This is a genomic window from Nocardioides sp. Z13_37 (assembly GCF_058355585.1).
In genome coordinates this window covers 104387-126660 of the sequence record NZ_JBZGDV010000007.1, presented here as the reverse complement: position 1 = coordinate 126660, position 22274 = coordinate 104387, and the positions used below count along the sequence as shown (strand labels likewise).

16 protein-coding genes are annotated in these 22274 nt (G+C 71.7%); 6 read left to right on the top strand and 10 right to left on the bottom strand.

What is annotated here, in order from left to right; genetic code table 11:
* Positions 1 to 107: 107 nt before the first annotated feature.
* A complete protein-coding gene (locus AC4H2S_RS16490) occupies positions 108 to 683 on the bottom strand; it encodes a GtrA family protein (protein WP_491498064.1) in 576 nt (191 codons plus the stop codon).
* Between the two features lie 58 nt (positions 684 to 741).
* Between AC4H2S_RS16490 and AC4H2S_RS16485 the strand changes: the two genes are divergently transcribed.
* A complete protein-coding gene (locus tag AC4H2S_RS16485) occupies positions 742 to 1677 on the top strand; it encodes a co-chaperone YbbN (RefSeq protein ID WP_491498063.1) in 936 nt (311 codons plus the stop codon).
* Here AC4H2S_RS16485 and ppdK read toward each other — a convergent pair.
* From ppdK to AC4H2S_RS16450, 7 genes are all read right to left on the bottom strand, one after another.
* Positions 1663 to 4341 (bottom strand): pyruvate, phosphate dikinase, encoded by a 2679-nt coding sequence (gene ppdK, locus AC4H2S_RS16480; RefSeq protein ID WP_491498062.1) that lies wholly within the window; start codon positions 4339 to 4341, stop codon positions 1663 to 1665. The two genes, AC4H2S_RS16485 and ppdK, sit on opposite strands and share 15 nt — an antisense overlap.
* A gap of 14 nt (positions 4342 to 4355) precedes the next feature.
* The gene (locus AC4H2S_RS16475) at positions 4356 to 5381 is read right to left on the bottom strand and encodes an NUDIX hydrolase (protein ID WP_491498061.1); all 1026 of its coding nucleotides are present in this window, start codon (positions 5379 to 5381) and stop codon (positions 4356 to 4358) included.
* Positions 5382 to 5548: 167 nt separating this feature from the next.
* Positions 5549 to 6490, bottom strand: a complete 942-nt coding sequence (locus AC4H2S_RS16470; protein WP_491498060.1) for a type IV toxin-antitoxin system AbiEi family antitoxin domain-containing protein — start codon at positions 6488 to 6490, stop codon at positions 5549 to 5551.
* A gap of 235 nt (positions 6491 to 6725) precedes the next feature.
* On the bottom strand, positions 6726 to 8759 hold the full coding sequence (gene glgB / locus AC4H2S_RS16465; RefSeq protein WP_491498059.1) for a 1,4-alpha-glucan branching protein GlgB: 2034 nt from the start codon (positions 8757 to 8759) through the stop codon (positions 6726 to 6728).
* Positions 8756 to 10162, bottom strand: coding sequence for a maltokinase N-terminal cap-like domain-containing protein (locus AC4H2S_RS16460; RefSeq protein ID WP_491498058.1), 1407 nt, complete (start codon positions 10160 to 10162; stop codon positions 8756 to 8758). The genes glgB and AC4H2S_RS16460 overlap by 4 nt, the downstream gene beginning before the upstream one ends.
* Positions 10159 to 11886: a maltose alpha-D-glucosyltransferase gene (gene treS / locus AC4H2S_RS16455; RefSeq protein WP_491498227.1), complete on the bottom strand. Its 1728-nt coding sequence runs from the start codon at positions 11884 to 11886 to the stop codon at positions 10159 to 10161. The genes AC4H2S_RS16460 and treS overlap by 4 nt, the downstream gene beginning before the upstream one ends.
* 23 nt (positions 11887 to 11909) lie before the next feature.
* Positions 11910 to 13904, bottom strand: a complete 1995-nt coding sequence (locus AC4H2S_RS16450) for an alpha-1,4-glucan--maltose-1-phosphate maltosyltransferase (RefSeq protein ID WP_491498057.1) — start codon at positions 13902 to 13904, stop codon at positions 11910 to 11912.
* Positions 13905 to 14094: 190 nt separating this feature from the next.
* On the opposite strand from AC4H2S_RS16450, the gene glgP reads away from it, so the two are divergent.
* Complete coding sequence (gene glgP, locus AC4H2S_RS16445; protein WP_491498056.1) at positions 14095 to 16677, top strand: alpha-glucan family phosphorylase; 2583 nt, start codon at positions 14095 to 14097, stop codon at positions 16675 to 16677.
* A 40-nt stretch (positions 16678 to 16717) separates the two neighbouring features.
* Here glgP and AC4H2S_RS16440 read toward each other — a convergent pair whose 3' ends face one another.
* Positions 16718 to 17086 (bottom strand): hypothetical protein, encoded by a 369-nt coding sequence (locus AC4H2S_RS16440; RefSeq protein ID WP_491498055.1) that lies wholly within the window; start codon positions 17084 to 17086, stop codon positions 16718 to 16720.
* Positions 17087 to 17142: 56 nt separating this feature from the next.
* Between AC4H2S_RS16440 and AC4H2S_RS16435 the strand changes: the two genes are divergently transcribed.
* Together AC4H2S_RS16435 and AC4H2S_RS16430 are read left to right on the top strand one after the other, a co-directional pair.
* Complete coding sequence (locus AC4H2S_RS16435) at positions 17143 to 17610, top strand: MarR family winged helix-turn-helix transcriptional regulator (protein ID WP_491498054.1); 468 nt, start codon at positions 17143 to 17145, stop codon at positions 17608 to 17610.
* Between the two features lie 64 nt (positions 17611 to 17674).
* Positions 17675 to 18583, top strand: a complete 909-nt coding sequence (locus AC4H2S_RS16430; RefSeq protein ID WP_491498053.1) for a helix-turn-helix domain-containing protein — start codon at positions 17675 to 17677, stop codon at positions 18581 to 18583.
* Positions 18584 to 18707: 124 nt separating this feature from the next.
* Here AC4H2S_RS16430 and glgX read toward each other — a convergent pair whose 3' ends face one another.
* Positions 18708 to 20885 (bottom strand): glycogen debranching protein GlgX, encoded by a 2178-nt coding sequence (glgX, locus tag AC4H2S_RS16425; RefSeq protein WP_491498052.1) that lies wholly within the window; start codon positions 20883 to 20885, stop codon positions 18708 to 18710.
* An 82-nt stretch (positions 20886 to 20967) separates the two neighbouring features.
* Between glgX and AC4H2S_RS16420 the strand changes: the two genes are divergently transcribed.
* Entirely contained in the window at positions 20968 to 21744 is a 777-nt protein-coding gene (locus AC4H2S_RS16420) for an enoyl-CoA hydratase/isomerase family protein (RefSeq protein WP_491498051.1), read from the top strand.
* Between the two features lie 46 nt (positions 21745 to 21790).
* Positions 21791 to 22093 (top strand): hypothetical protein, encoded by a 303-nt coding sequence (locus tag AC4H2S_RS16415; RefSeq protein ID WP_491498050.1) that lies wholly within the window; start codon positions 21791 to 21793, stop codon positions 22091 to 22093.
* The last annotated feature ends 181 nt before the right edge of the window (positions 22094 to 22274 follow it).

Here is a 22274-nt window from a genome sequence, read left to right as displayed (position 1 = left end):
ATCCTCCCGTCGAGACCCCCGGATGTTCTACCACGCAGTAGCCCCCCAGTGACAGGGGTCGGCGGGGACCACCTGGCCGTCCTGCGTGCCCGGCCGTCCGCCGGGGATCACCGGGCCCGGGCGTCGTCGGGGCGGTGCTGGTCGGTGAGGTCGGGGCGGGTGGTGCGCACCGCGGCGAACGTCCAGAGCTTGTTGACCACGAACGACAGGGGGGTGACCAGGGCGATCACGATCAGCTGGGCCCAGTAGAGCCGGTTGCGCAGGCCCGAGGAGTCGTCGAGGAGGTCGCGCGGCAGGCCGATCGGTGAGTGGGGGTGCATGAGGAGGGTCAGCAGGGCGAGCCCGACCACCTGTGCGCCGAGGCCCACCAGGAAGAACGGCCAGTACTCGCGCCACCAGGACGCCGCGCCGCTGCTCTTGAAGGTCCAGGTGCGGTTGAGCTGGAAGTTGGACAGGTTGGCCACGAGGAAGGCGATCGTGGAGTAGACGTGGTACCAGCGCAGGTTGAAGCCCGACGAGCCGATCGCCACGACGGCGTCGTCGAAGTGCGGGCCGAGCCGGCGCAGCACGACCAGGGTGAGCAGGTTGACCAGCACGCCCGTGGCGCCCACGACGCCGAAGCGGGCGAGCAGGCCGACGTTGCGCCGGTGCCGCGTCAGCAGGGCGGCCGCCCGGGATCCCATGTCGTGAGGCTACCGACCCGGGCGCGCGATCATGGTCGTGCTCCCTAGGATTGGGCCCATGACGCAGCAGCCGTTCAGCCGCCCCGGTGCCATCGACCTGTCCGGTCTCGGCCGGCCCGCACCCCAGGCGGGCGCACCCGCCCCCCACCCCGCCTCGCCGACCGGTGCCCGGTCCTACACCGTGGACGTCGACGAGCAGAGCTTCCAGGGCCTGCTCGAGCAGTCGATGACCGCGCCGGTGCTCCTGGCGTTCTACTCCCGGTCCCGGATGCCCGAGAGCGGCCAGCTGGCCGACGACCTCGCGACCGTGGTCGAGGAGCACGAGGGCCGTTACCTGCTCGGCCTCGTCGACATCGACGCGACGCCGCAGATCGCGCAGGCGATGCAGATCCCGTCGATCCCGCTGGTCGTCGCCGTGGTCGACGGACGCCCGATGCCGCTGCTCCAGGACCCGCTGCCGATCGACGAGCTGCGCACCGCGCTGACCCAGGTCGGCCAGCAGCTCACCGCCCAGGGCATCACCGGCCGCCACCAGCCGCGCACCGGCGCCGCGGCCGCCGCCGAGGGCGACGAGGACGCCGTCGACCCGCGCTACGCGCCCGCCCAGGACGCGCTCGCCGCCGGCGACATCGACGCCGCCATCGCGGAGTACCAGAAGCTCGTGGACGCCAACCCGGCCGACGTCGAGGCCGCGGGCGGGCTCGCGATCGCCAGGGTCATGCAGCGTACGCAGGGGGTCGACCTCACCGCCGCGCGGGCGGCGGCCGCCGACAACCCCGACGACGTCGACGCCCAGACCATGGTGGCCGACCTCGACATGCTCGGCGGGCACGTCGAGGACGCGTTCGCGCGGCTGGTCGGCCTGGTCGCCCGCACGAGCGACAAGGACCGCGAGCGCGCCCGCGACCACCTGCTCGGTCTCTTCGCGGCGGTCGGCAACGACGACCCGCGCGTGCTGGCGGGTCGTCGCGACCTGGCCTCAGCGCTCTTCTGAGTCGCGCTTCGCCAGCACCGAGCGTCCGGCCTCGAGGCGGGCGACCGGCACGCGGAAGGGCGAGCACGAGACGTAGTTGAGGCCGACGTCGTCGAAGAAGTGCACCGAACGCGGGTCGCCGCCGTGCTCCCCGCAGACGCCCACCTTGAGGTCGGGACGGGTCTCGCGACCCTTCGTCGTGCCCATCTCCACCATGCCGCCCACGCCGCGCTGGTCGAGCGACTCGAACGGCGAGACGTCGAAGATGCCGTGCTCGAAGTAGCGGGAGAAGAACGACGACTCCACGTCGTCGCGGGAGAAGCCCCACGCCATCTGGGTGAGGTCGTTGGTGCCGAAGGAGAAGAAGTCGGCCGCCTGCGCGATGCGGTCGGCCAGGAACGCCGCGCGGGGGAGCTCGATCATCGTGCCGATCGCGATGTCGAGCGTGATCCCGCGCTCCTCCTCGACCGCGGCGATCTGCTGCTCGATCTCGGCACGCACGATCTGGAGCTCGCGGACGCTGGCGACCAGCGGCACCATGATCTCCGGGCGCGGGCTGCCGTTGGCGGCCATCCGGTCGGCCGCGGCCTCGGCGATCGCCCTGGCCTGCATGCGGAACAGCCCGGGGATCTGGATGCCCAGGCGCACGCCGCGCAGGCCCAGCATCGGGTTCTGCTCGTGGAGTCGCCGCACGTGGGTGAGCAGGGCCGCGGCGCGCTCGTCGACCTGCCCCCGCTCCTCGGCGAGCGCCACCTCGACGCTGAGGTCGGTCAGGTCGGGGAGGAACTCGTGCAGGGGCGGGTCGAGGAGCCGGATCGTCACCGGCAGCCCGTCCATCGCCTCGAGGATCTCGGTGAAGTCCTGGCGCTGCAGCGGCAGGAGCTCGGCCAGCGCGGCCTCCACCCCGTCGTCGCCCTGGGCCACGATGAGCTGCTCCACGAGCTCGCGGCGCTCGCCGAGGAACATGTGCTCGGTGCGGCACAGGCCGATGCCCTGCGCGCCGAAGCGGCGGGCGCGAGCGGCGTCGTCGGGGGTGTCGGCGTTGGTGCGCACGCGCAGCCGCCGGGCGCCGTCGGCGTGCGCCATGATGCGGGCGACCGCGTGGGCGAGGTCGTCGTCGAGACTCTCGCCCTCGAAGTGGCGCACCACGACCGAGTCGGCGACGGGCACCGCACCGGCGAAGACCTCGCCGGTCGTGCCGTCGATCGAGATCACGTCGCCCTCGCGGACGGTCTCGCCGTCGCGCACGCGGAACTCCTTGGCCTTGGTGTCGACGTCGAGGGACTCGGCGCCGCACACGCACGTACGTCCCATGCCGCGTGCCACGACCGCCGCGTGCGAGGTCTTGCCGCCGCGGCTGGTGAGGATGCCGCGTGCGGCGACCATGCCGCGCAGGTCATCGGGGTTGGTCTCCTTGCGGACCAGGATCACGTCCTCGCCGCGCTCGGCCCACGCGACCGCGGTGTCGGAGTCGAAGACCGCCTTGCCCACGGCCGCGCCGGGGGAGGCGTTCATGCCGGTGGCGAGCAGCGTGCGCTCCGACGTCTCGTCGAAGCGGGGGAACATCAGCTGCGCGAGCTGGTCGCCGCTCACCCGGAGCACCGCCTCGTCGAGCTGGATCAGGCCCTCGTCGACCATGTGCACCGCGATGCGGAACGCCGCCTCGGGGGTGCGCTTGCCCACGCGGGTCTGGAGCATCCACAGCTTGCCGCGCTCGACGGTGAACTCGATGTCGCACATGTCGCGGTAGTGCCGCTCCAGGCGCGTCATGATCTCCATCAGGTCGTCGTAGGACCCGCGGTCGATCTCGGCCATGTCGGCGAGGGAGACGGTGTTGCGGATGCCGGCGACGACGTCCTCCCCCTGGGCGTTCTGGAGGTAGTCGCCGTAGACGCCCTGCTCGCCGCTCGCGGGGTCGCGGGTGAAGGCGACGCCCGAGCCCGAGTCCATGCCGAAGTTGCCGAAGACCATCGCCTGCACGTTGACCGCGGTGCCGAGGTCCTCGGGGATGCGCTCCTGGCGGCGGTAGAGGCGGGCGCGATCGGTGTTCCAGGACTCGAAGACCGCCCGGACCGCCAGGTCCATCTGCTCGCGGGGGTCCTGCGGGAACTCGCTGCCGGTCTGCTCGACGATGATCGCCTTGAACGACTCGACGACCCCGCGCAGGTCCTCGGCGTCGAGGTCGAGGTCGGAGTCGGTGCCCTTGGCCCGCTTGGCCTCGTCGAGCGCGTCGGAGAACAGCTCGGCGTCGACGTGCAGCACGGTGCTGCCGAACATCTGCAGCAGCCGGCGGTAGGAGTCCTGGGCGAAGCGCTCCGACTCGCTGCGCGCGGCGAGACCGCCGACGGAGGTGTCGTTGAGGCCGACGTTGAGGACGGTCTCCATCATGCCGGGCATCGAGAACTTCGCGCCCGAGCGCACCGAGACCAGGAGCGGGTCGTCGGCATCGCCGAGCCGCTTGCCCATCGCCTCCTCGAGCGCAGCGAGGTGGGCGGTGACCTCCTCGGCCAGGCCCTCGGGCTCGCCTCCCTCGGACAGGTAGGCGCGACAGGTCTCGGTCGAGATGGTGAAGCCCGGCGGGACCGGCAGCCCCAGCCTCGTCATCTCCGCCAGGTTGGCTCCCTTGCCGCCCAGGAGGTCCTTCTGGTCCTTGTTTCCATCCGCGAAGTCGTAGACCCAGGTCATGGTCGCATCCTGCCTCAGCGGCCGGACTCCGTATACGGCAGTGTCCCCTCCACGGCGGCGCGCACCCTCCTGGCGGTGAAGTCCGCGGCCAGCTCGTCGACCTCCTCGAGGGTGCAGAAGCGCACGTCGCGGATCTCGCGCTCCTGCATCACGACGCCCGCCAGCACCTCCGGGTCGTGGGTGCCGCCGTCGTAGACCAGGCACAGCGCGTCGTCCCAGCCGCCCCACGGCGGCAGCCAGTCGGTGAGCACGAGGGCGCCGGGCTCGACCTGGAGACCGAGCTCCTCCTCGACCTCGCGCTGCACCGCCAGGCGCGGCGACTCGCCGACCTCGACGACGCCACCGGGCAGGTCCCAGTCGCGCTTGTAGGTGAGCTGGCACAGCAGCACGCGGCCCTCGGGGTCGCGCAGCAGCATCTGGGAGATGGCGCGCTTGCGGGGGAGGAAGGAGTTGAGCAGCGAGCGGAAGCTCTCGGGGTCGGACAGCGGCGGATCGCCGGCCAGGCGCGCCAGCACGACGTACTCGCTGGTCTCGGGACGATCGCCCGACCCGGGCTCGACCCGCTGGACGCCCTCCTGGCGCAGGCCGGCCCGGGTGGCCACGCGCATGCTCGCCTTGTTGCCGGGCTCGACCCGGGCCTGGACGCGGGTGGCGCCCCAGCCGCCCTGGTCGGCGCCGGTCAGCGCCCAGTCGGTGACCACGCGCACCGCGCGCGTCGCCAGCCCGCGACCGCGCCGTCCGGCGTACAGCCACCAGGAGAGCTCGACGCCCCGGTCGGCGATCCGGCGCACCTCGACCACCCCGGCCGGTCCGCCGGTCGTGGCCTCCTCGATGACGAAGCTGGCGAAGTCGCCGCTCGCGGTGCGCTCGCGCCACCCGCGCACGATCTCGCGCTGCGCCTCGACCGTCGGGCTCTCGGCGTTGCCGAACCAGTAGCCGATGTCGTCGTCGTGCCCCGCCGCGGCGGGCTCGATGTCGTCGTCGCGCCACGGTCGCAGGGTGACGGTCCCGTCAGTCAGCGTCGGCTGTTCGGCAGGCACCGCCCCACCCTAGCCAGAGCGGGGGCGGCGGTCCCGCTGCTGGTTCATCAAGGTATGCAGAGCAACCCGCACTTCCCGCGACGAACTGAGGACGGGAAGTGCTGGTTCGGCTGCATACCTTGATGAACCGTCACCGCTCGTGCGGCCCCCGAGCGCGGCGTACGACGTCAGCTGGCCGCAGACATCAGCCGGCGCAGGCGTGCGGCCGTGGGAGCAGGCTGGTCGAGGTCGGCCCAGACGAGCCGGACCATCCAGGCGCCGGTGACCTCCCTGAGCTCGTCCTCACGTCGCTTCTCGCGGAAGACCACCTCGCCGGGATCCTGGTCCGGCCGGAGGAGCCGGCCGTACTTCACTCTGCCGTCGAACTCGCCCAGGCCGCGGTGGCGCGGCCACGCCCAGTCCGTACGCCCCACGAGCCGCCCGCCGGAGTACACCTCGTGCTGCAGGACCGGCGCGGGCAGGTGCTCGACCCAGAAGAGCCACAGCCCGCGGGACTCCCCGACCGACTCCGCCTGGTCGGTCGCCATGCGCACCGGCACGTGGAGATGACGCATGCGCGGCCACCGGGCCATGAGGTCGAACTGGTTGCCGATGTCGGTCATGGTGCACGCTCCTCGGTGCAGCGCTGAGTTGAGCAGCACGAGCGCCGCCTCCGCGGTCGCCGCGGATCCCGCCTCGAGGACGCATCTCGGCGCCGTCAGCACGCGGACGCCACCAGCCTCGGTCACCTCGCCATCGGCCACGAAGCCCTCGTGGTGGACCACATCGCCCTCCACGCGCCCTGCGCCACCGTCGAGCCGGGTCACATGGACGCGCTCCAGCGACACGCCCCAGACGTCGATCCCCCACGCCAGGCATGCCGAGACGTGGCTCAGGGCGACGACGTCGCCCAACGAGTCGAGGACCGCACGACAGCGCACGAGGTGTCGTTCCTCGACACTGGCGGCGCGCCACACGTCGGGGAAGACGTAGTAGCCGCGCCGGATCCGCACCCATCTGCCCGACCGGTGCTCGCGTGTCACCGCGCGATCGTCGTACCCGGCCTCGCGAGCATGGGCACGCGTGAAGAAGCCGCTCTCCCGGGAGACGGCGCGAAGCGGGTCATCCATGCCAGCACCATCGACCGCGCAAGGCCCACGCCGGGAGTGGCGGTCCACCTCCTTGGGGACAACCGCCCGGGAAGGGGGTCTGGGGACGGCTGGTGGCCCGCGCGCCACCCGTGTCGCCGTTGCCGGTTCATCAAGGGATGCAGACGAACCCGCACTTCCCATGGCGAGCTGACCATGGGAAGTGCGGGTTCGGCGACATACCTTGATGAACCAGCGGCGGGCGGCGGGGCGGGAGTCAGTCGGCCTTGCGGAACCAGACGGTGGCGAGCGGGGGGACGACGATGTCGGCGTACGCCGGCTGGCCGTGGTGGTCGCCGTCGACCGCCGTCACCGAGCCGAGGTTGCCCACGCCGGAGCCGTGGTAGGCGTCGGCGTCGGTGTTGAGGATCTCGGTCCACGAGCCGGCCGACGGCATGCCGAGGCGGTATCCCTCGTGGGGCGTGCCGGCGAAGTTGGCCACGCACACCAGGTCGGGCTCGCCGGGGGAGCGGCGCACGAACGAGAACGTGTTGCGTCCCGCGTCGTTGGCGTCGATCCACTGGAACCCGGACGGGTCGTTGTCGCGGCCCCACAGCGCGGCGGTCTCGGTGTAGGCGTGGTTCATGTCGCGCACGAGTGCGTGGACGCCCGCGTGCTCGGGGTGCTCGAGGAGCCACCAGTCGAGCTCGCGGCTCTCCGCCCACTCCGACTCCTGGCCGAACTCGCAGCCCATGAAGAGCAGCTGCTTGCCGGGGTGGGCCCACATGTAGGCCAGGTAGGCGCGCAGGTTGGCCAGCTGCTGCCAGCGGTCGCCCGGCATCTTGCGGAGCAGGGAGCCCTTGCCGTGCACGACCTCGTCGTGGCTGATCGGCAGCACGTAGTTCTCGGCGTAGGCGTAGACCAGGGAGAACGTCAGCTGGCCGTGGTGGTGGCTGCGGTAGAGCGGGTCCTTGGCGACGTAGTTGAGCGAGTCGTGCATCCAGCCCATGTTCCACTTGAAGCCGAAGCCGAGGCCGCCCTCGCTGGTGGGTCCGGTGACCCCGGGCCACGCGGTGGACTCCTCGGCGATGGTGACGATGCCGGGCACCCGCTTGTAGACGGTGGCGTTCATCTCCTGGAGGAACTGCACCGCCTCGAGGTTCTCCCGCCCGCCGTGCTTGTTGGGCGACCACTCGCCGTGCTCGCGGGCGTAGTCGAGGTAGAGCATGGACGCGACGCCGTCCACGCGCAGCCCGTCGGCGTGGTACTCCTCGAGCCAGTAGACCGCGTTGGCGTAGAGGAAGTTGCGCACCTCGTTGCGGCCGAAGTTGAAGATGTGGGAGCCCCACTCCTTGTGCCACCCGCGCTGCGGGTTGGGGTCCTCGTAGAGGGGGGTGCCGTCGAAGCGGGCCAGCGCCCACTCGTCGGTGGCGAAGTGGCCGGGCACCCAGTCGAGGATCACGCCGACGCCGGCCTGGTGCAGCCGGTCGATCAGCCGCTTGAGGCCGTCGGGGTCGCCGAAGCGCGAGTCGGGGGCGAAGTAGGAGGTGACGTGGTATCCCCAGGAGCCGCCGAACGGGTGCTGCATCACCGGCATGAACTCGACGTGGGTGAAGCCGAGGTCGGAGACGTACGGGACCAGCGCGTCGGCGATCTCGTCCCACGAGTAGAGCTCGCCGGAGTAGTGCTTGCGCCACGACGCGAGGTGGACCTCGTAGGTCGACATGGCCTCGTCGACGGGCTGGGCGGTGCGCCGCTTCTCCAGCCACGCGTCGTCGTTCCACTCGTGCTGCGACCTCCACACGACCGAGGCCGAGCTGGGCGGCTTCTCGGCGTATTGGGCGAGCGGATCGGCGCGGTCGACCCACTGCCCGTCGGCGCCGCGGATGCGGTACTTGTAGTGCGAGCCGACGCCGGCCGCCTCGACGTGGGCGTGCCAGACGCCCGAGCCGTCGAGGCGGGTCATCGGGTGCGCGGCGCCGTCCCAGCCGGCCCAGTCGCCGGCCACCTGCACCTCCATCGCGTTGGGGGCCCAGACGCGGAACGACGTGCCGTCGGGCCCCGACTGCGCGCCGAGCACCGTCCACAGCAGCTCGTGGCGGCCCTCGCCGATCAGGTGCAGGTCGAGCTCGCCCGGGGCGTGCGGGTCGCCGGCCGGGGACGCGGCGGGGGACGTGGCGGGGGAGGCGGCCGGGGGAGCCGCGGGAGCGGCCGGAGCGGCGGGAGCGGCCGGAGCGGCGGGAGCAGCCGCGGGCGCCTGCCTCGGGGCAGCGGTGCGGGGGGTGCGGGGGGTGCGGGGGGTCTGGGTCATGACGTCTCCTCCAACGCTGCCAGGGGGATGGAGATCCATCCCGGACGGTTGCGTGCTTCGTAGACCGCCTCGTAGACGACCTTGTCGGCGAGGTAGGCGTCGAGCAGTACCCCGTTGACGGGGCCTGACTCCTCGCCCCGATGGGCGGTGTACGCGTCGAGGAACGCGGCGCGGTTGCGCGCGGCCCACTCCGAGGCGCGGTAGGCGCGCTGCTCGGCCTCGCCGGGCGCCTCCGCACCCGCACCGGACAGGGCGACGACGCGCGGCGCGTAGTCGAACGAGCGGAGCATGCCGGCGACGTCGCGCCACACCGAGTCGGGCCGGAGGCGATCGGCGAGCGGCTTGGCGGGCTCGCCCTCGAAGTCGACGATCTTCCAGCCCTTGACCGTGCGCAGGGTCTGTCCGAGGTGCAGGTCGCCGTGGACCTGCTGCACCTCGATGGCGTCGAGCTCGCGCAGGCGGGCGAACCGCTCGCGCAGCATGGCCTCGTGGGGCGCGAGGTCGGGCACCACGTCGAGGGCAGCGACCAGGCGACCCTCCATCGCCGCGGCGAGCTCGTCGAGGGCCGCGGCGTCGCGGCGCTCGACCGGGAAGTGCTCGGCCAGGTCGGCGTGCACCTCGGCGAGGGCGACGCCGAGCCGCGCTGCCTCGCCCGCGAAGTCGCCGCCCACCTCGTCGGCGTGCAGGTCGGCCTCGGCGAAGAGGTTGCGCACGCTCGCCAGCGCGAGGTCCCACCCGTCGCTGGCGGTGCGGAGGAACTGCTGGAGCATCGCGAGCTGGATGGTGGTGTCGGTGTCCTCGTCGACGAGGTCGAGCCAGCCGTAGAGCGCGGCGACGTGGGTCGAGCCGGCCTCGGTCAGCACCTGGTGGATCGCGATGTCGGGGTTGACGCCCGGGGTCACCTTGCGGAAGACCTTCATCAGCGCGTCCTCGCCGAAGGCGACCGAGGAGTTGGACTGCTCCCCGGAGAAGAGCGTGGAGTGCGCGTCGAGGTCGAGGTCGTGGCCCGGGAGCCGGTGGAACATCAGCTCGCCGCGCACGTCGGACGGCGGTGCCGGGGCGACGCCGTGGCGGGCGAACGCGGCCAGCCACAGCGCCATCGCCTGCCGGTCGTGCAGCGCGTCGTAGACGAAGGCGTGCCCCGCCTCCTCGTCGTCCCACTCGCCGATCAGGGCGTGTGCGATGCGCTCCTGCGGCTCGGCGTAGAACGCCAGTGGCAGCTGGTAGAGCTCGCTCGAGCCGTCGGCGAACGCCACCTCGGCGAGCTCGACGGTCACCCGCATGCCCTCGGGCGCGTCGGGCAGCTGGCCGACGCGGCGTACGTCGGCCAGCTCCCAGTCGCGTCCCTTGCCGCCGAACCAGCGCGCCGCGTCGATCCAGCTCCTGATCTCGGTCCTGCTCATGTCTCCACCCCCGTGGTGCTCGGATCCGTCAGCCTGAGCCAGAGGAAGCCGTAGCCGCCCAGCGTCAGCAGGTAGGGCAGCTCGCCGATCGCCGGGAACGGCACGCCACCCAGCAGCTCGACCGGGACCATGCCCTCCCAGTGCCGCAGGTCGAGCTCGACCGGCTGCGGGAAGCGCGACAGGTTGTTGACGCAGAGGATCACGTCGCGCCCGTCGGGTCCGTCGTGCTCGCGGATGTAGGACAGCACGCTCGGGTTGGAGCCGCCGAGGTCGACGAAGTCGCCGAGGCCGAACGCGGGGTGCCGCCGCCTCGCGTGCACGAGTCGCCGCGTCCAGTGCAGCAGCGAGGAGGTGTTCTCCAGCTGCGCCTCGACGTTGACCGACTGGTAGCCGTAGACCGGGTCCTGGATGGCCGGGAGGTGCAGCTTGCCCGGCGTCGCCGCGGAGAAGCCCGCGTTGCGGTCGGGCGTCCACTGCATCGGCGTGCGGACGCCGTCGCGGTCGCCGAGCCAGATGTTGTCGCCCATCCCGATCTCGTCGCCGTAGTAGAGGACGGGGGAGCCGGGCAGCGAGAGCAGCAGCGCGGTGAACAGCTCCATCCGGTTGACGTCGTTGTCGAGCAGCGGCGCCAGCCGGCGGCGGATGCCGATGTTGGCCTTCATCCGCGGGTCGTGGGCGTACTCCGACCACATGTAGTCGCGGTCCTCGTCGGTGACCATCTCGAGGGTGAGCTCGTCGTGGTTGCGCAGGAAGATGCCCCACTGGCAGCCCTCGGGGATCGCGGGCGTCTGCTCGAGGATCTCCGAGATCGGGAAGCGCGACTCGCGCCGCACCGCCATGAAGATGCGCGGCATGACGGGGAAGTGGAACGCCATGTGGCACTCGGTGCCGACCCAGCGGCCGTCCTCGGTGCGCTCGGGGCCGAAGTACTCCACGACGTCGGCCGGCCACTGGTTGGCCTCGCACAACAGCACGCGGCCGGGGTAGTTCTCGTCGACGAAGCGGCGGCACTTCTTGAGGAACTCGTGGGTCTCGGGGAGGTTCTCGCCGTTGGTGCCGGGGCGCTCGTAGAGGTAGGGGACCGCGTCGAGGCGGAAGCCGTCGAGGCCCATGTCGAGCCAGAACGCCATCGCGTCCAGCATCGCGTCGTGCACCTTGGGGTTGTCGAAGTTGAGGTCGGGCTGGTGGTGGAAGAAGCGGTGCCAGAAGTACTGCTGGCGCACCGGGTCCCACGTCCAGTTGGACGGCTCGGTGTCGACGAAGATGACGCGGGCGTCCTGGTAGAGCTCGTCGGTGTCGGACCACACGTAGAAGTCGCCGTAGGGGCCCTCGGGGTCGCTGCGGCTGGCTTGGAACCACGGGTGGGCGTCACTGGTGTGGTTCATGACGAAGTCGATGATCACCCGGATGCCCCGCTGGTGGCAGGCGTCGATGAACTCGTGGAAGTCCTCGACCGTGCCGCACTCGGGGAGGATGTTGTTGTAGTCGGCCACGTCGTAGCCGCCGTCGCGCAGGGGCGAGGTGAAGAACGGCGGCACCCACAGGCAGTCGACGCCCAGCCACTCGAGGTAGTCGAGCTTCTCGATCAGGCCCTTGAAGTCTCCGGTCCCGTCCCCGTTGGAGTCGTGGAAGGACCGCACCAGCACCTCGTAGAACACCGCCGTGCGGAACCACTCGGGCTCCGCGTTGAGCACGGCGGTGGCGCGCGTGGCGTCCGTCGGCATCTCGGCGGACGTGGGGTGCTCGGTCAAGGGGTCCTCCTGACGGAGATGACGTGGGCGGGTTCGTAGCCGGGGTCGAGGCGTACGTAGTTGTGCGCGGTCCAGCTCCAGTCGGCGCCGGTGATCTCGTCGTGGGCGATGAAGGAGTCGTGCCACTCCATGCCCAGCTCGGGCATGTCGAGGTGGACCATCGTCTCGCGGGTGCCGTGCGGGTCGAGGTTGATCACGGTGATGACGATGTCGCGCTGGCCGTCGGGGAGCGTGTGCGACTTGGAGAACACCAGCACCTGGTCGTCGTCGCTGGAGTGGATCGTCACGTTGCGCAGGAGCTGGAGCGCGGGGTGCTGCCGGCGGATCTCGTTGAGCCGGGTCAGGTAGGGCGCGAGGGTGGTGCCCTCGGCGTCGCGCGCGGCCCAGTCGCGGATGCGGATCTGGTACTTCTCCGAGTCGAGGTACTCCTCCGAGCCGGGCTTGACGGCCACGTGCTCGAAGAGCTCGTAGCCGGCGTAGACGCCCCAGCTCGGCGAGCCGGTGGCGGCGAGGGCGGCGCGCACCTTGAACGCCGCCGGGCCGCCGTACTGCAGGTAGGCGTGGAGGATGTCGGGGGTATTGACGAAGAAGTTGGGCCGCATCAGGTGGTCGGAGGCGTGCGAGACCTCGAGCAGGTAGTCCTCGATCTCGCGCCGGGCCGTGCGCCAGGTGAAGTAGGTGTAGCTCTGGTGGAAGCCCACCGCGCCGAGACCGTGCATCATCGCCGGCTGGGTGAACGCCTCGGACAGGAAGACCACGTCGGGGTCGGTGCGCCGGACCTCGGCCAGCAGCCACTCCCAGAAGGCGAGCGGCTTGGTGTGCGGGTTGTCGACGCGGAAGATCCGCACCCCGTGCGCCATCCACAGCTTGACGATGCGCAGCACCTCGCGGCAGATGCCGGCGGGGTCGTTGTCGAAGTTGACCGGGTAGATGTCCTGGTACTTCTTCGGCGGGTTCTCCGCGAAGGCGATCGTGCCGTCGGCGCGGGTGGTGAAGAACTCCGGGTGCGTGGTCACCCAGGGGTGGTCGGGCGCCGCCTGCAGGGCCAGGTCGAGGGCGACCTCCAGGCCGAGCTCGCGCGCACGGGCCACGAACGCGTCGAAGTCCTCGAACGTCCCGAGGTCGGGGTGGATCGCGTCGTGCCCGCCGTGGCGGCTGCCGATCGCCCAGGGCGAGCCGGGGTCGTCGGGGCCGGGGTCGAGGCTGTTGTTGGGGCCCTTGCGGTTGACCTCGCCGATCGGGTGGACCGGGGGGAGGTAGATGACGTCGAAGCCCATCTCGGCGACCCGGTCGAGCCGCTCGGCGGCCGTGCGGAGCGTGCCGCTGGTGATCTTGCCGGTCTTCTCGTCGCGGGTCGCGCCCTCCGAGCGCGGGAAGAACTCGTACCAGCTGCCGTACAGGGCGCGGGTGCGGTCGGCGCGGAAGCGGAACGGACCGGTGACGGTGAGCAGCTCGCGCAGCGGGTGGGCGAGCAGCACGGCGTCGAGCTCGGGGTCCTGGAGGGCGGCGAGGCGGGCCGGGACCGGCCGCTCGGCGTCGCTCGCCGCCGCATGGGCGCCGGCCACGACGGCGGCCGCGCGCTCGTCGAGTGCGTCGGGGCCGGTGGCGGCGGAGACGCGCTCGAGCAGCAGCCGGGCCTCGGTGAACATCAGCTCGACGTCGACACCGGCGGGGATCTTGAGGCCGGCGTCGTGCTGCCAGGTGGCGATCGGGTCGGACCAGGAGTGGATCTCGAAGGTCCACTCGCCCTCGACGTCGGGGGTGACGTGAGCCAGGTAGCGGTTGGGCTCCGCGCCGTCGGGGGTCATCCGGACCGGGGCGCGCGAACGGCCCGACGGGTCGATGGCGACCACCTCGGCGGACAGCTGGTCGTGCCCCTCGCGGAACACCGACGCGCGTACGGGCATCGGCTCGCCGACCGTCGCCTTGGCCGACTGCCGACCCAGGTCGACCACGGGCGAGACATCCATCACGGGTATCCGTCCAACCATGGCCCCACACTTGCGAACCCGACCCCGGGCACGCAAGCCGACCGGAGCCGAGGCCACCCCTTGGGACGGCTCGTCGGCGGCGCGGCCCGCTCGTGCCGTGACGGACGCGACTGACGGGGTCGTGGCGACACGGTCCGCCGAGACGGGGGCGTTCTTTGATCGTTCCAAGAAATGCCCTAGCGTCATGCCGGTGCGAGCGTTCAGACGATTCACCATCCGTCCTGTCCTGCCCGAGCCGCTGGCGGCACTGTCCGTCCTGGCCGGAAACCTGCGCTGGTCGTGGCATCCGCCCACCCAGGACGTGTTCTCCTCGATCGACCCCGCGCTGTGGCGCGAGGTGTCCGGCGACCCGGTGCGCTTCCTCGGCGCCGTCGGTCGTGAGCGGCTCGACGAGCTGGCCGGCGACGACGACTTCCGTGCGCGCCTCGACGCCGCCCACTCCGACCTGCAGACCTACCTCTCCGAGGACCGGTGGTACGCCCGCAAGGCAGGCGCCGACGCCCCGCGCGCGATCGCGTACTTCTCGCCCGAGTTCGGCATCACCTCGGTGCTGCCCCAGTACTCCGGCGGCCTCGGCATCCTCGCCGGCGACCACCTGAAGGCCTCGTCCGACCTCGGCATCCCGCTGATCGGCGTCGGGCTGTTCTACCGCCACGGCTACTTCGAGCAGTCGCTCGACCGCGACGGCTGGCAGCAGGAGAGCTACCCGGTCCTCGACCCCGACGAGCTCCCGCTCACCCAGCTGCGGGAGGCCGACGGCACCCGCGCCACGGTGTCGATCGCGCTGCCCGACGGCCCCGACCTCATCGCCCGGATCCTGGTCGCCCAGGTCGGGCGGGTGCCGCTGCTGCTGCTCGACACCGACATCGAGGACAACAGCGCCCACTACCGCGACGTCACCGACCGGCTCTACGGCGGCACCTCCGAGCACCGGCTGCGCCAGGAGCTGCTGCTCGGCGTCGGCGGCGTCCGTGCGCTCCGGGTGTGGTCGCGCATCACCGGCGCCCCGGTGCCGGAGGTCTTCCACACCAACGAGGGGCACGCCGGCTTCCTCGGCATCGAGCGCATCCGCGAGCTCACCGTGGCCGACGACGGCCCGCACCTCGACTTCGACACCGCGCTCGAGGTGTCCCGCGCCGGCACGGTGTTCACCACCCACACCCCGGTGCCCGCCGGCATCGACCGCTTCCCGCGCGAGCTCGTCTCGCAGTACTTCGGCGGCAACTCCCCGACGCCGGGCGTGCCGGTCGAGCGCGTGCTGGCGCTGGGCGCCGAGGACTACGAGGGCGGCGACGCCAACGTGTTCAACATGGCGGTGATGGGCTTCCGCCTCGCCCAGCGCGCGAACGGGGTCTCGGAGCTGCACGGGCACGTCTCGCGAGGCATGTTCAACGGCCTGTGGCCGGCGTTCGACGAGGCGGAGGTGCCGATCACCTCCATCACCAACGGCGTCCACGGACCGACGTGGATCGCGCGTGAGGTCGTCGAGCTCGCCGCGAGCCGCGGCGCCGACATCGACGGCGACGACACCGACGCGCTGTGGCCGCTGGTCGACCAGGTCGCGGACCGCGAGATCTGGGAGCTCAAGCGCCAGCTGCGCACCCGCTTCGTCGACGACGCCCGCGACCGGATGCGGCGCTCGGCGGCCAAGCGGGGCTTCGCCCCCGCCGAGACGACCTGGATCGACAGCGCGCTCGACCCCGACGTGCTGACCATCGGCTTCGCGCGGCGCGTGCCGACCTACAAGCGGCTCACGCTCATGCTGCGCGACCCCGCGCGCCTGAAGAGGCTGCTGCTCGACCCCGAGCGTCCCGTCCAGCTGGTCATCGCCGGCAAGGCCCACCCGGCCGACGAGACCGGCAAGCGGCTGATCCAGGAGATGGTGCGCTTCGCCGACGACCCCGAGGTCCGCCACCGCATCGCGTTCCTGCCCAACTACGACATCGCGATGGCGCAGCCGCTCTACCCCGGCTGCGACGTGTGGCTCAACAACCCGCTGCGGCCCTACGAGGCCTGCGGCACCTCCGGCATGAAGGCCGCGCTCAACGGCGGTCTCAACCTCTCCATCCTCGACGGCTGGTGGGACGAGTGGTACGACGGCGACAACGGCTGGGCGATCCCGTCCGCCGACGGCATCGTCGACCCCGACCGGCGCGACGACCTCGAGGCGGCCGCGCTCTACGACCTCATCGAGATCGAGGTCGTCCCGCGCTTCTACGAGACCAACGACGAGGGCGTGCCGCCGCGGTGGCTGGAGATGGTGCGCCACACGCTCAAGTCGCTCGGCCCCAAGGTGCTCGCCACCCGCCAGGTGCGCGACTACGTCCGTGAGCTGTACGCCCCGGCCGCGCACACCGCGCGCACCCTCAACTCCGACTACGCCGGCGCCCGCTCGCTGTCGCACTGGAAGGCCGAGGTGCGCGCCGCGTGGCCCGGCGTCCGCGTCGAGCACGTCGACTCCGAGGGCGTCGACGACCAGGCCGTGGTGGGTGCCACGCTCGGCGTGCGCGCCTACGTCGCGCTCGGCTCGCTCTCCCCGGACGACGTCGAGGTGCAGGTCGTGCACGGCCGCGCCGGCGCCGACGACGTGCTGACCTCGACCACGATCACGCCGATGCAGGTGGGGGAGTCCTACGACGGCAACCGCCACCGCTTCGACGCCGCGGTGCCGCTCGCGGTCTCCGGGCCGTTCGGCTACACCGTCCGCGTGGTGCCGCGCAACGCGTCGCTGGCCTCCGTGGCCGAGCTCGGCCTGGTGGCCGAGCCGGCCTGACCCGGGCCGAGGGGCGTCGCGGGGCGGGGCCCCGCGGCGCTCAGAAGAAGGTGAGCCAGAGCCCGATGCCGGTGGGGATGAGCCCCAGCAGCAGCCACGGCGACACGATGCGCCGGCCGTGGATCGCCAGGCCGGCCGCGACCGCGAAGGCGCCGAAGATGCCCGCGATGATGTTGAGCCCGATCTTGGAGGAGTCGGGGACGTCGTCGAGCATCACGGCGGCGGCGACGAGGCCCACGACGAGGTGCAGGATCGTGCTGACGGCGAGGGTGGACATCACCCACCGCTGCACGCGGGCGAGGTCGCGGGCGTCCTTCTCGGGGTCGGCGACCACCCGGCGCGGCGCGTTGAGGTCCAGCAGGTGGCCCCGGCCCTTCTCGGTACGTCGCGCGGGGACGCTGCCAGCCATCTGGGTGCCTCTCTCGCCGAATCGGTTGTTGCGACAACGATTGCTAGGCTAACAAGATGTCCACGCCCGGCCCAATCGAGGACCCCCTCGCCCTCGAGCAGCAGGTCTGCTTCGCGCTCGCGGTGGCGTCCCGCACGGTGATCTCGGTCTACCGGCCGGTGCTCGAGCCGATGGGGCTGACCCACCCGCAGTACCTCGTGATGCTCGCGCTGTGGGGCGAGGAGCCGTTGTCGGTGACCGAGCTCAGCCGCCGCCTCGAGCTCGACCCCGGCACATTGTCGCGGCTGCTCAAGCGGCTGGAGGCCGCCGACCTGGTCCGGCGCGACCGCAACCCGGCGGACGAGCGCAGCCTCGCGGTGGCGCTGACGGAGACGGGCCGCGACCTGCGGACGCAGGCGCTCGAGGTGCCCGGCACCATCCTGCGCCGGCTGGGGATGGACCTGGCCGACCTGGTCGACCTGCGCGACCGGCTGACCGAGGTCATCGGCGCGGCCAAGGCCGCGACGGAGGTCCAGCCCGCCTGACACGGGTGCAGACTGCGCACGTGCGATCAAGCGCCCCGTCCCGCCCCGGACGAAGGTGGTGGTCATGACGACAGCGGCCGACACCTTCGCGGCCTTCCTCGACGCCCTGGCCGAGACCCTCGACCTCGGTGGCGAGGAGCGGGCCCGCCGGCTCCACCTGTCCCGGTTCCACCTGACGAGGGTGGTGTCGGCGGCGGGTGGGGAGCCTCCGGAGCGGATGCGCCGCCGGCTGCTGCTCGAGCGAGCGGCGTACCACCTGATCAGCAGCGACCAGCAGGTGGTCGACATCGCGTTCGAGGCCGGCTTCGGCTCCCACGAGGCGTTCACCCGGGCGTTCGCTCGGGAGTACGGCACCGCGCCGAGCCGCTGGCGTCGGCACCCCACCCGCACCCAGATCGAGGGTGCGAGCGGCGTGCACTTCCACCCGCCCGGCAGCCTGCGGCTGCCGACCTCACGAAAGGTGACACCGATGGACCTGGTGACACGCATGATCGAGCACCACATCTGGCTGACCGGCGAGATGATCGAGCGGGCCTCGCGCCTGGGCGACGAGCAGCTCGACGCCCCGATCGAGGTGCCCATCGGCACCATCGACGACGACATGACGATCCGGTCGGTGCTCGGGCGCCTGGTCGGCCAGCTGGCCCAGTGGAACGCGGCCGTCGCCCAGCGCTCCTACGACTGGGCCCAGGAGCGGGGCAAGTCGCCCAGCACCCTGCGCCGCGAGCTCGCCGAGGAGGGCCCGACCTTCCTGAGCCAGGTGCGCTCGACCGTCGAGGAGGGTCGTCTCGACGACACCTTCGTCGACGTCACCTGTGAGACCCCCCGGGTCTTCACCTACGGCGGGATGGTCGCGCACGTGCTGACCTTCGCCGCCGTACGACGCCTCGTCGTGCTCGGCGCGCTCGAGAAGCTGGGGATCACCGACCTCGACGCCGGCGACCCGATGGAGTGGGTGGGCGCTCCCGCCTAGACGCCCTGCTGGTTCATCAAGGTATGCAGACGAACCCGCACTTCCCGGCGTGAACTGACCGAGGGAAGTGCCGGTTCGTCTGCATACCTTGATGAACCGTCGGCGCGGACCGAGGGCCGGGGCGTCAGGTCTCGCGCAGCACCAGGACCGAGCGGGCCTGCAGCCCGAGCGTCCCGCCCGCCACGACCGGCGTGCCGACCGCGACGTCGGCGTTGGTCGACAGCACCACCTCGCCGTGGTGGACCCACGTGTTGTCGGGCAGGACCAGCTCGACGTCGTCGACCCCGGAGTTGAGCCAGATCATGAACGAGCGGTCCCGCACCTGCTCCCCGCGTGCGCCCGGGGAGCGGAGCGGGGCGCCGTTGAGGAACATCCCGATCGTGCGGATGGAGTCGTCGTTCCAGTCCGCGACGGTCATCTCGCGTCCGCTCGGGTGCACCCAGACGAGGTCCTTGATCCCGCCCTTGATGGTGGGGCGGCCCGCGAACCAGTGCCGCTGGCGCAGCACCGGGTGCTCGCGGCGCAGCCGCAGCGCGGTCTTGGTGATCTCGTAGACGTCGAGCCAGGCGTCGTCGGGGCGCCAGTCGATCCACGACACCTCGTTGTCCTGGCCGTAGGCGTTGTTGTTGCCGCGCTGGGTGCGCCCGCGCTCGTCGCCGGCGGTCAGCATCGGCACGCCGCTGGAGAAGCAGAGCGTGGCCATCAGGTTGGCCGCCTGGCGGCGACGCAGCGCGAGGATGGCGGGGTCGTCGGTCTCGCCCTCGACGCCGCAGTTCCACGACCGGTTGTTGTCGGTGCCGTCGCGGTTGTCCTCGCCGTTGGCCTCGTTGTGCTTGACGTCGTACGACACCAGGTCGCGCAGGGTGAAGCCGTCGTGGGCGGTGACGAAGTTGACCGACGCGTAGGGCGAGCGGCCGTCGTCGGCGTACAGGTCGCTCGACCCGGCCAGCCGCGTCGCCACCGTGCGTACGCCGCCGGAGTGGCCGCGCCAGAAGTCGCGCACCGTGTCGCGGAACTGGTCGTTCCACTCGATCCACGGCGGCGGGAACTGCCCGACGCGGTAGCCGTCCATCGAGGCGTCCCACGGCTCGGCGATCAGCTTCACGTGCCGCAGCACCGGGTCCTGGCCGATGGTGGTGAGCAGGTGCGAGCCCATGTCGACGACCTGGTCGGTGCGTGACAGCGCGCTCATCAGGTCGAACCGGAACCCGTCGACGTGCATCTCGCCGACCCAGTAGCGCAGGGAGTCGAGGATCAGTCGCAGGCTCTGGGTGTGGGTGGCGTCGACGGTGTTGCCGCACCCGGTCACGTCCCAGTAGCGCACGGGCTCCGGCGCCTTGCCGGGCGCGGGCTCGCGTGGCACGACGTGCTGGTAGTAGCCGCGGTCGTCGAGGCCGCGGAAGCTGAGCGTCGGCCCCTCGGGACCCGCCTCGGCGGTGTGGTTGTAGACCACGTCGAGGATGACCTCGAGCCCGGCGGCGTGGAGGTCCTTGACCATCTGCTTGAACTCGGTGACCTGCTGGCCGCGGTCGCCCGCGGAGGAGTACGCGTTGTGCGGGGCGAAGAAGCACAGCGAGTTGTATCCCCAGTAGTTGACCAGTCCGCGCTCGGCGAGGGCGGGCTCGGAGAAGAACTGGTGGACCGGCAGCAGCTCGACCGCGGTCACGCCGAGGTCCTTGAGGTAGTCGGTCACCGCGGGGGTGGCGAGGCCGGCGTAGGTGCCGCGCAGGTGCTCGGGCACGCGGTCGTGCAGTTCGGTCATGCCCTTGACGTGCAGCTCGTAGATGACGGTGTCGCGCCACCGCAGGTCCGGCGACCGGTCGTCGCCCCAGTCGAAGTCGTCGTGCACCACGACGCTGCGCGGGACGTAGGGCGCCGAGTCGAGCTCGCTGCGCCTGGCCGGCTCGTCCTTGACGTAGCCGAAGATCGCGTCGTCGACGACCAGCTCGCCCGAGACGGCCCGGGCGTAGGGGTCGAGCAGCAGCTTGTCGGGGTTGAACCTCAGCCCGGCGTCGGGGTTCCACGGCCCGTCGGCCCGGTAGCCGTAGCGAGTGCCCGGCGCGACGTCGGGGAGCGCGCCGTGCCACACGCCCAGCGAGTGCTCGGTGAGCGGGTGGCGGGTCTCGGAGCCGTCCTCGTCGAACAGGCACACCCACATCGCGATCGCCTCCGGGGCGTAGACGGCGAAGTTGGTCGACTCCTCCGACCACGTCGCTCCGAGCGGGTGGTTGCGGCCCGGCCAGACCGATCTGGTCTCGCCGTCGTGGTTCCACACGGTCGTCGTCTCCGGGGGCGGTGTCACGCGGGCCATTGTGGTGGCATCGCCGCGGCACGGCACAATGCGCCACGCACGGCCCTCGCCAACCACTCGACAAGGAGCCACCATGGAGTTCGTCTCGATCGACGTGACCGACGGGGTCGCGGTGCTGCGGCTGGACCGTCCGAAGATGAACGCGATCAGCGTCCAGGTGCAGGCCGACCTGCGCGCGGCAGCCGCCGAGGTCACCGAGCGCGACGACGTGCGGGCCGTGGTGCTGTGGGGCGGCGAGCGGGTCTTCGCGGCGGGCAACGACGTCAAGGAGATGGCCGACATGAGCCACGCCGAGATGGTCAAGCTCTCCGCGTCGGTCAGCTCGGCCACGACCGCGATCGCCCGGATCCCCAAGCCCGTCATCGCCGCCGTCAACGGCTACGCCCTGGGCGGCGGCTGCGAGCTGGCCCTGGCCGCCGACCTGCGCTTCGCGGCGGAGGACGCGGTCTTCGGCCAGCCCGAGGTGCTGCTCGGCATCATCCCCGGCGCCGGCGGCACGCAGCGGCTGACCCGCCTGGTCGGGACGGCGAAGGCCAAGGACATCGTCTTCACCGGCCGGTTCGTCAAGGCCGACGAGGCGCTCCGCATCGGCCTGGTCGACCGGGTGGTCCCCGCCGACAAGGTGCTGGAGGAGTCGGTGGCCTACGCCGCGCAGTTCAGCGGCGCCGCGGCGCTGGCGATCCGCGCCGCCAAGGAGTGCATCGACCGGGGGAGCGAGGTCGACCTCGAGACCGGGCTGGAGATCGAGCGCCAGCAGTTCGCCGCCATCTTCGGGACAGAGGACCGCACCCGCGGCATGACCTCGTTCGTCGAGAACGGGCCGGGCAAGGCCACCTTCGTGGGCCGCTGAACGACGCCGGGAAGACACTGGGGAAGACACTGGGGGACACTGCGCTGTGACAACCAAGATCCGGGCGACGCTCGCCCAGCTCGTCTGGCTGGTGTGCGCGCTGGCGGCACTGCTGCTGGCGGTCGGGGCGCTGCTGATCGCCCTCGACGCCAACAGGTCCAACGCCCTCGTCGAGGCCGTGCTCCGGGCCGCCGACTACGCCGACCTCGAGGTGTTCTCCCGCCACGACGGGATCAAGGACTTCCGCGGGCAGGGCGCTGAGGTCAAGAACGCGCTGCTCAACTGGGGCCTCGGCGCGGTGGCGTGGCTCGTCGCCGGCCGGGTCCTCGAGCGCGTCGTCCGGCCCTGACACACGTCGACCGTCGCCTCGGCTAGGCTCCGTTCGAGCGTCACCCAGGACGCGATCGACGTTTCGGGGGAAACATGTGCTGGACCACTCCTGCTCACACCGTCCTGGCGGCGGGGGTCGCCGCCGCGGCGAGCCTCGCGGCGGTCGTCGCCGTTGCGCCCGCGGCCCCTGCGGCGGGGGC

Excerpts from the sequence above, each read along its gene's own strand:
- AC4H2S_RS16470 (WP_491498060.1), bottom strand. The coding sequence starts at position 6,490 with ATGGATGACCCGCTTCGCGCCGTCTCCCGGGAGAGCGGCTTCTTCACG.
- glgB (WP_491498059.1), bottom strand. The coding sequence starts at position 8,759 with ATGACCCAGACCCCCCGCACCCCCCGCACCCCCCGCACCGCTGCCCCG.
- AC4H2S_RS16450 (WP_491498057.1), bottom strand. The coding sequence starts at position 13,904 with ATGGTTGGACGGATACCCGTGATGGATGTCTCGCCCGTGGTCGACCTG.
- AC4H2S_RS16435 (WP_491498054.1), top strand. The coding sequence starts at position 17,143 with ATGTCCACGCCCGGCCCAATCGAGGACCCCCTCGCCCTCGAGCAGCAG.
- AC4H2S_RS16460 (WP_491498058.1), bottom strand. The coding sequence starts at position 10,162 with ATGAGCAGGACCGAGATCAGGAGCTGGATCGACGCGGCGCGCTGGTTC.
- AC4H2S_RS16440 (WP_491498055.1), bottom strand. The coding sequence starts at position 17,086 with ATGGCTGGCAGCGTCCCCGCGCGACGTACCGAGAAGGGCCGGGGCCAC.
- ppdK (WP_491498062.1), bottom strand. The coding sequence starts at position 4,341 with ATGACCTGGGTCTACGACTTCGCGGATGGAAACAAGGACCAGAAGGAC.
- AC4H2S_RS16430 (WP_491498053.1), top strand. The coding sequence starts at position 17,675 with ATGACGACAGCGGCCGACACCTTCGCGGCCTTCCTCGACGCCCTGGCC.
- AC4H2S_RS16420 (WP_491498051.1), top strand. The coding sequence starts at position 20,968 with ATGGAGTTCGTCTCGATCGACGTGACCGACGGGGTCGCGGTGCTGCGG.
- treS (WP_491498227.1), bottom strand. The coding sequence starts at position 11,886 with ATGCCGACGGACGCCACGCGCGCCACCGCCGTGCTCAACGCGGAGCCC.
- AC4H2S_RS16485 (WP_491498063.1), top strand. The coding sequence starts at position 742 with ATGACGCAGCAGCCGTTCAGCCGCCCCGGTGCCATCGACCTGTCCGGT.
- AC4H2S_RS16490 (WP_491498064.1), bottom strand. The coding sequence starts at position 683 with ATGGGATCCCGGGCGGCCGCCCTGCTGACGCGGCACCGGCGCAACGTC.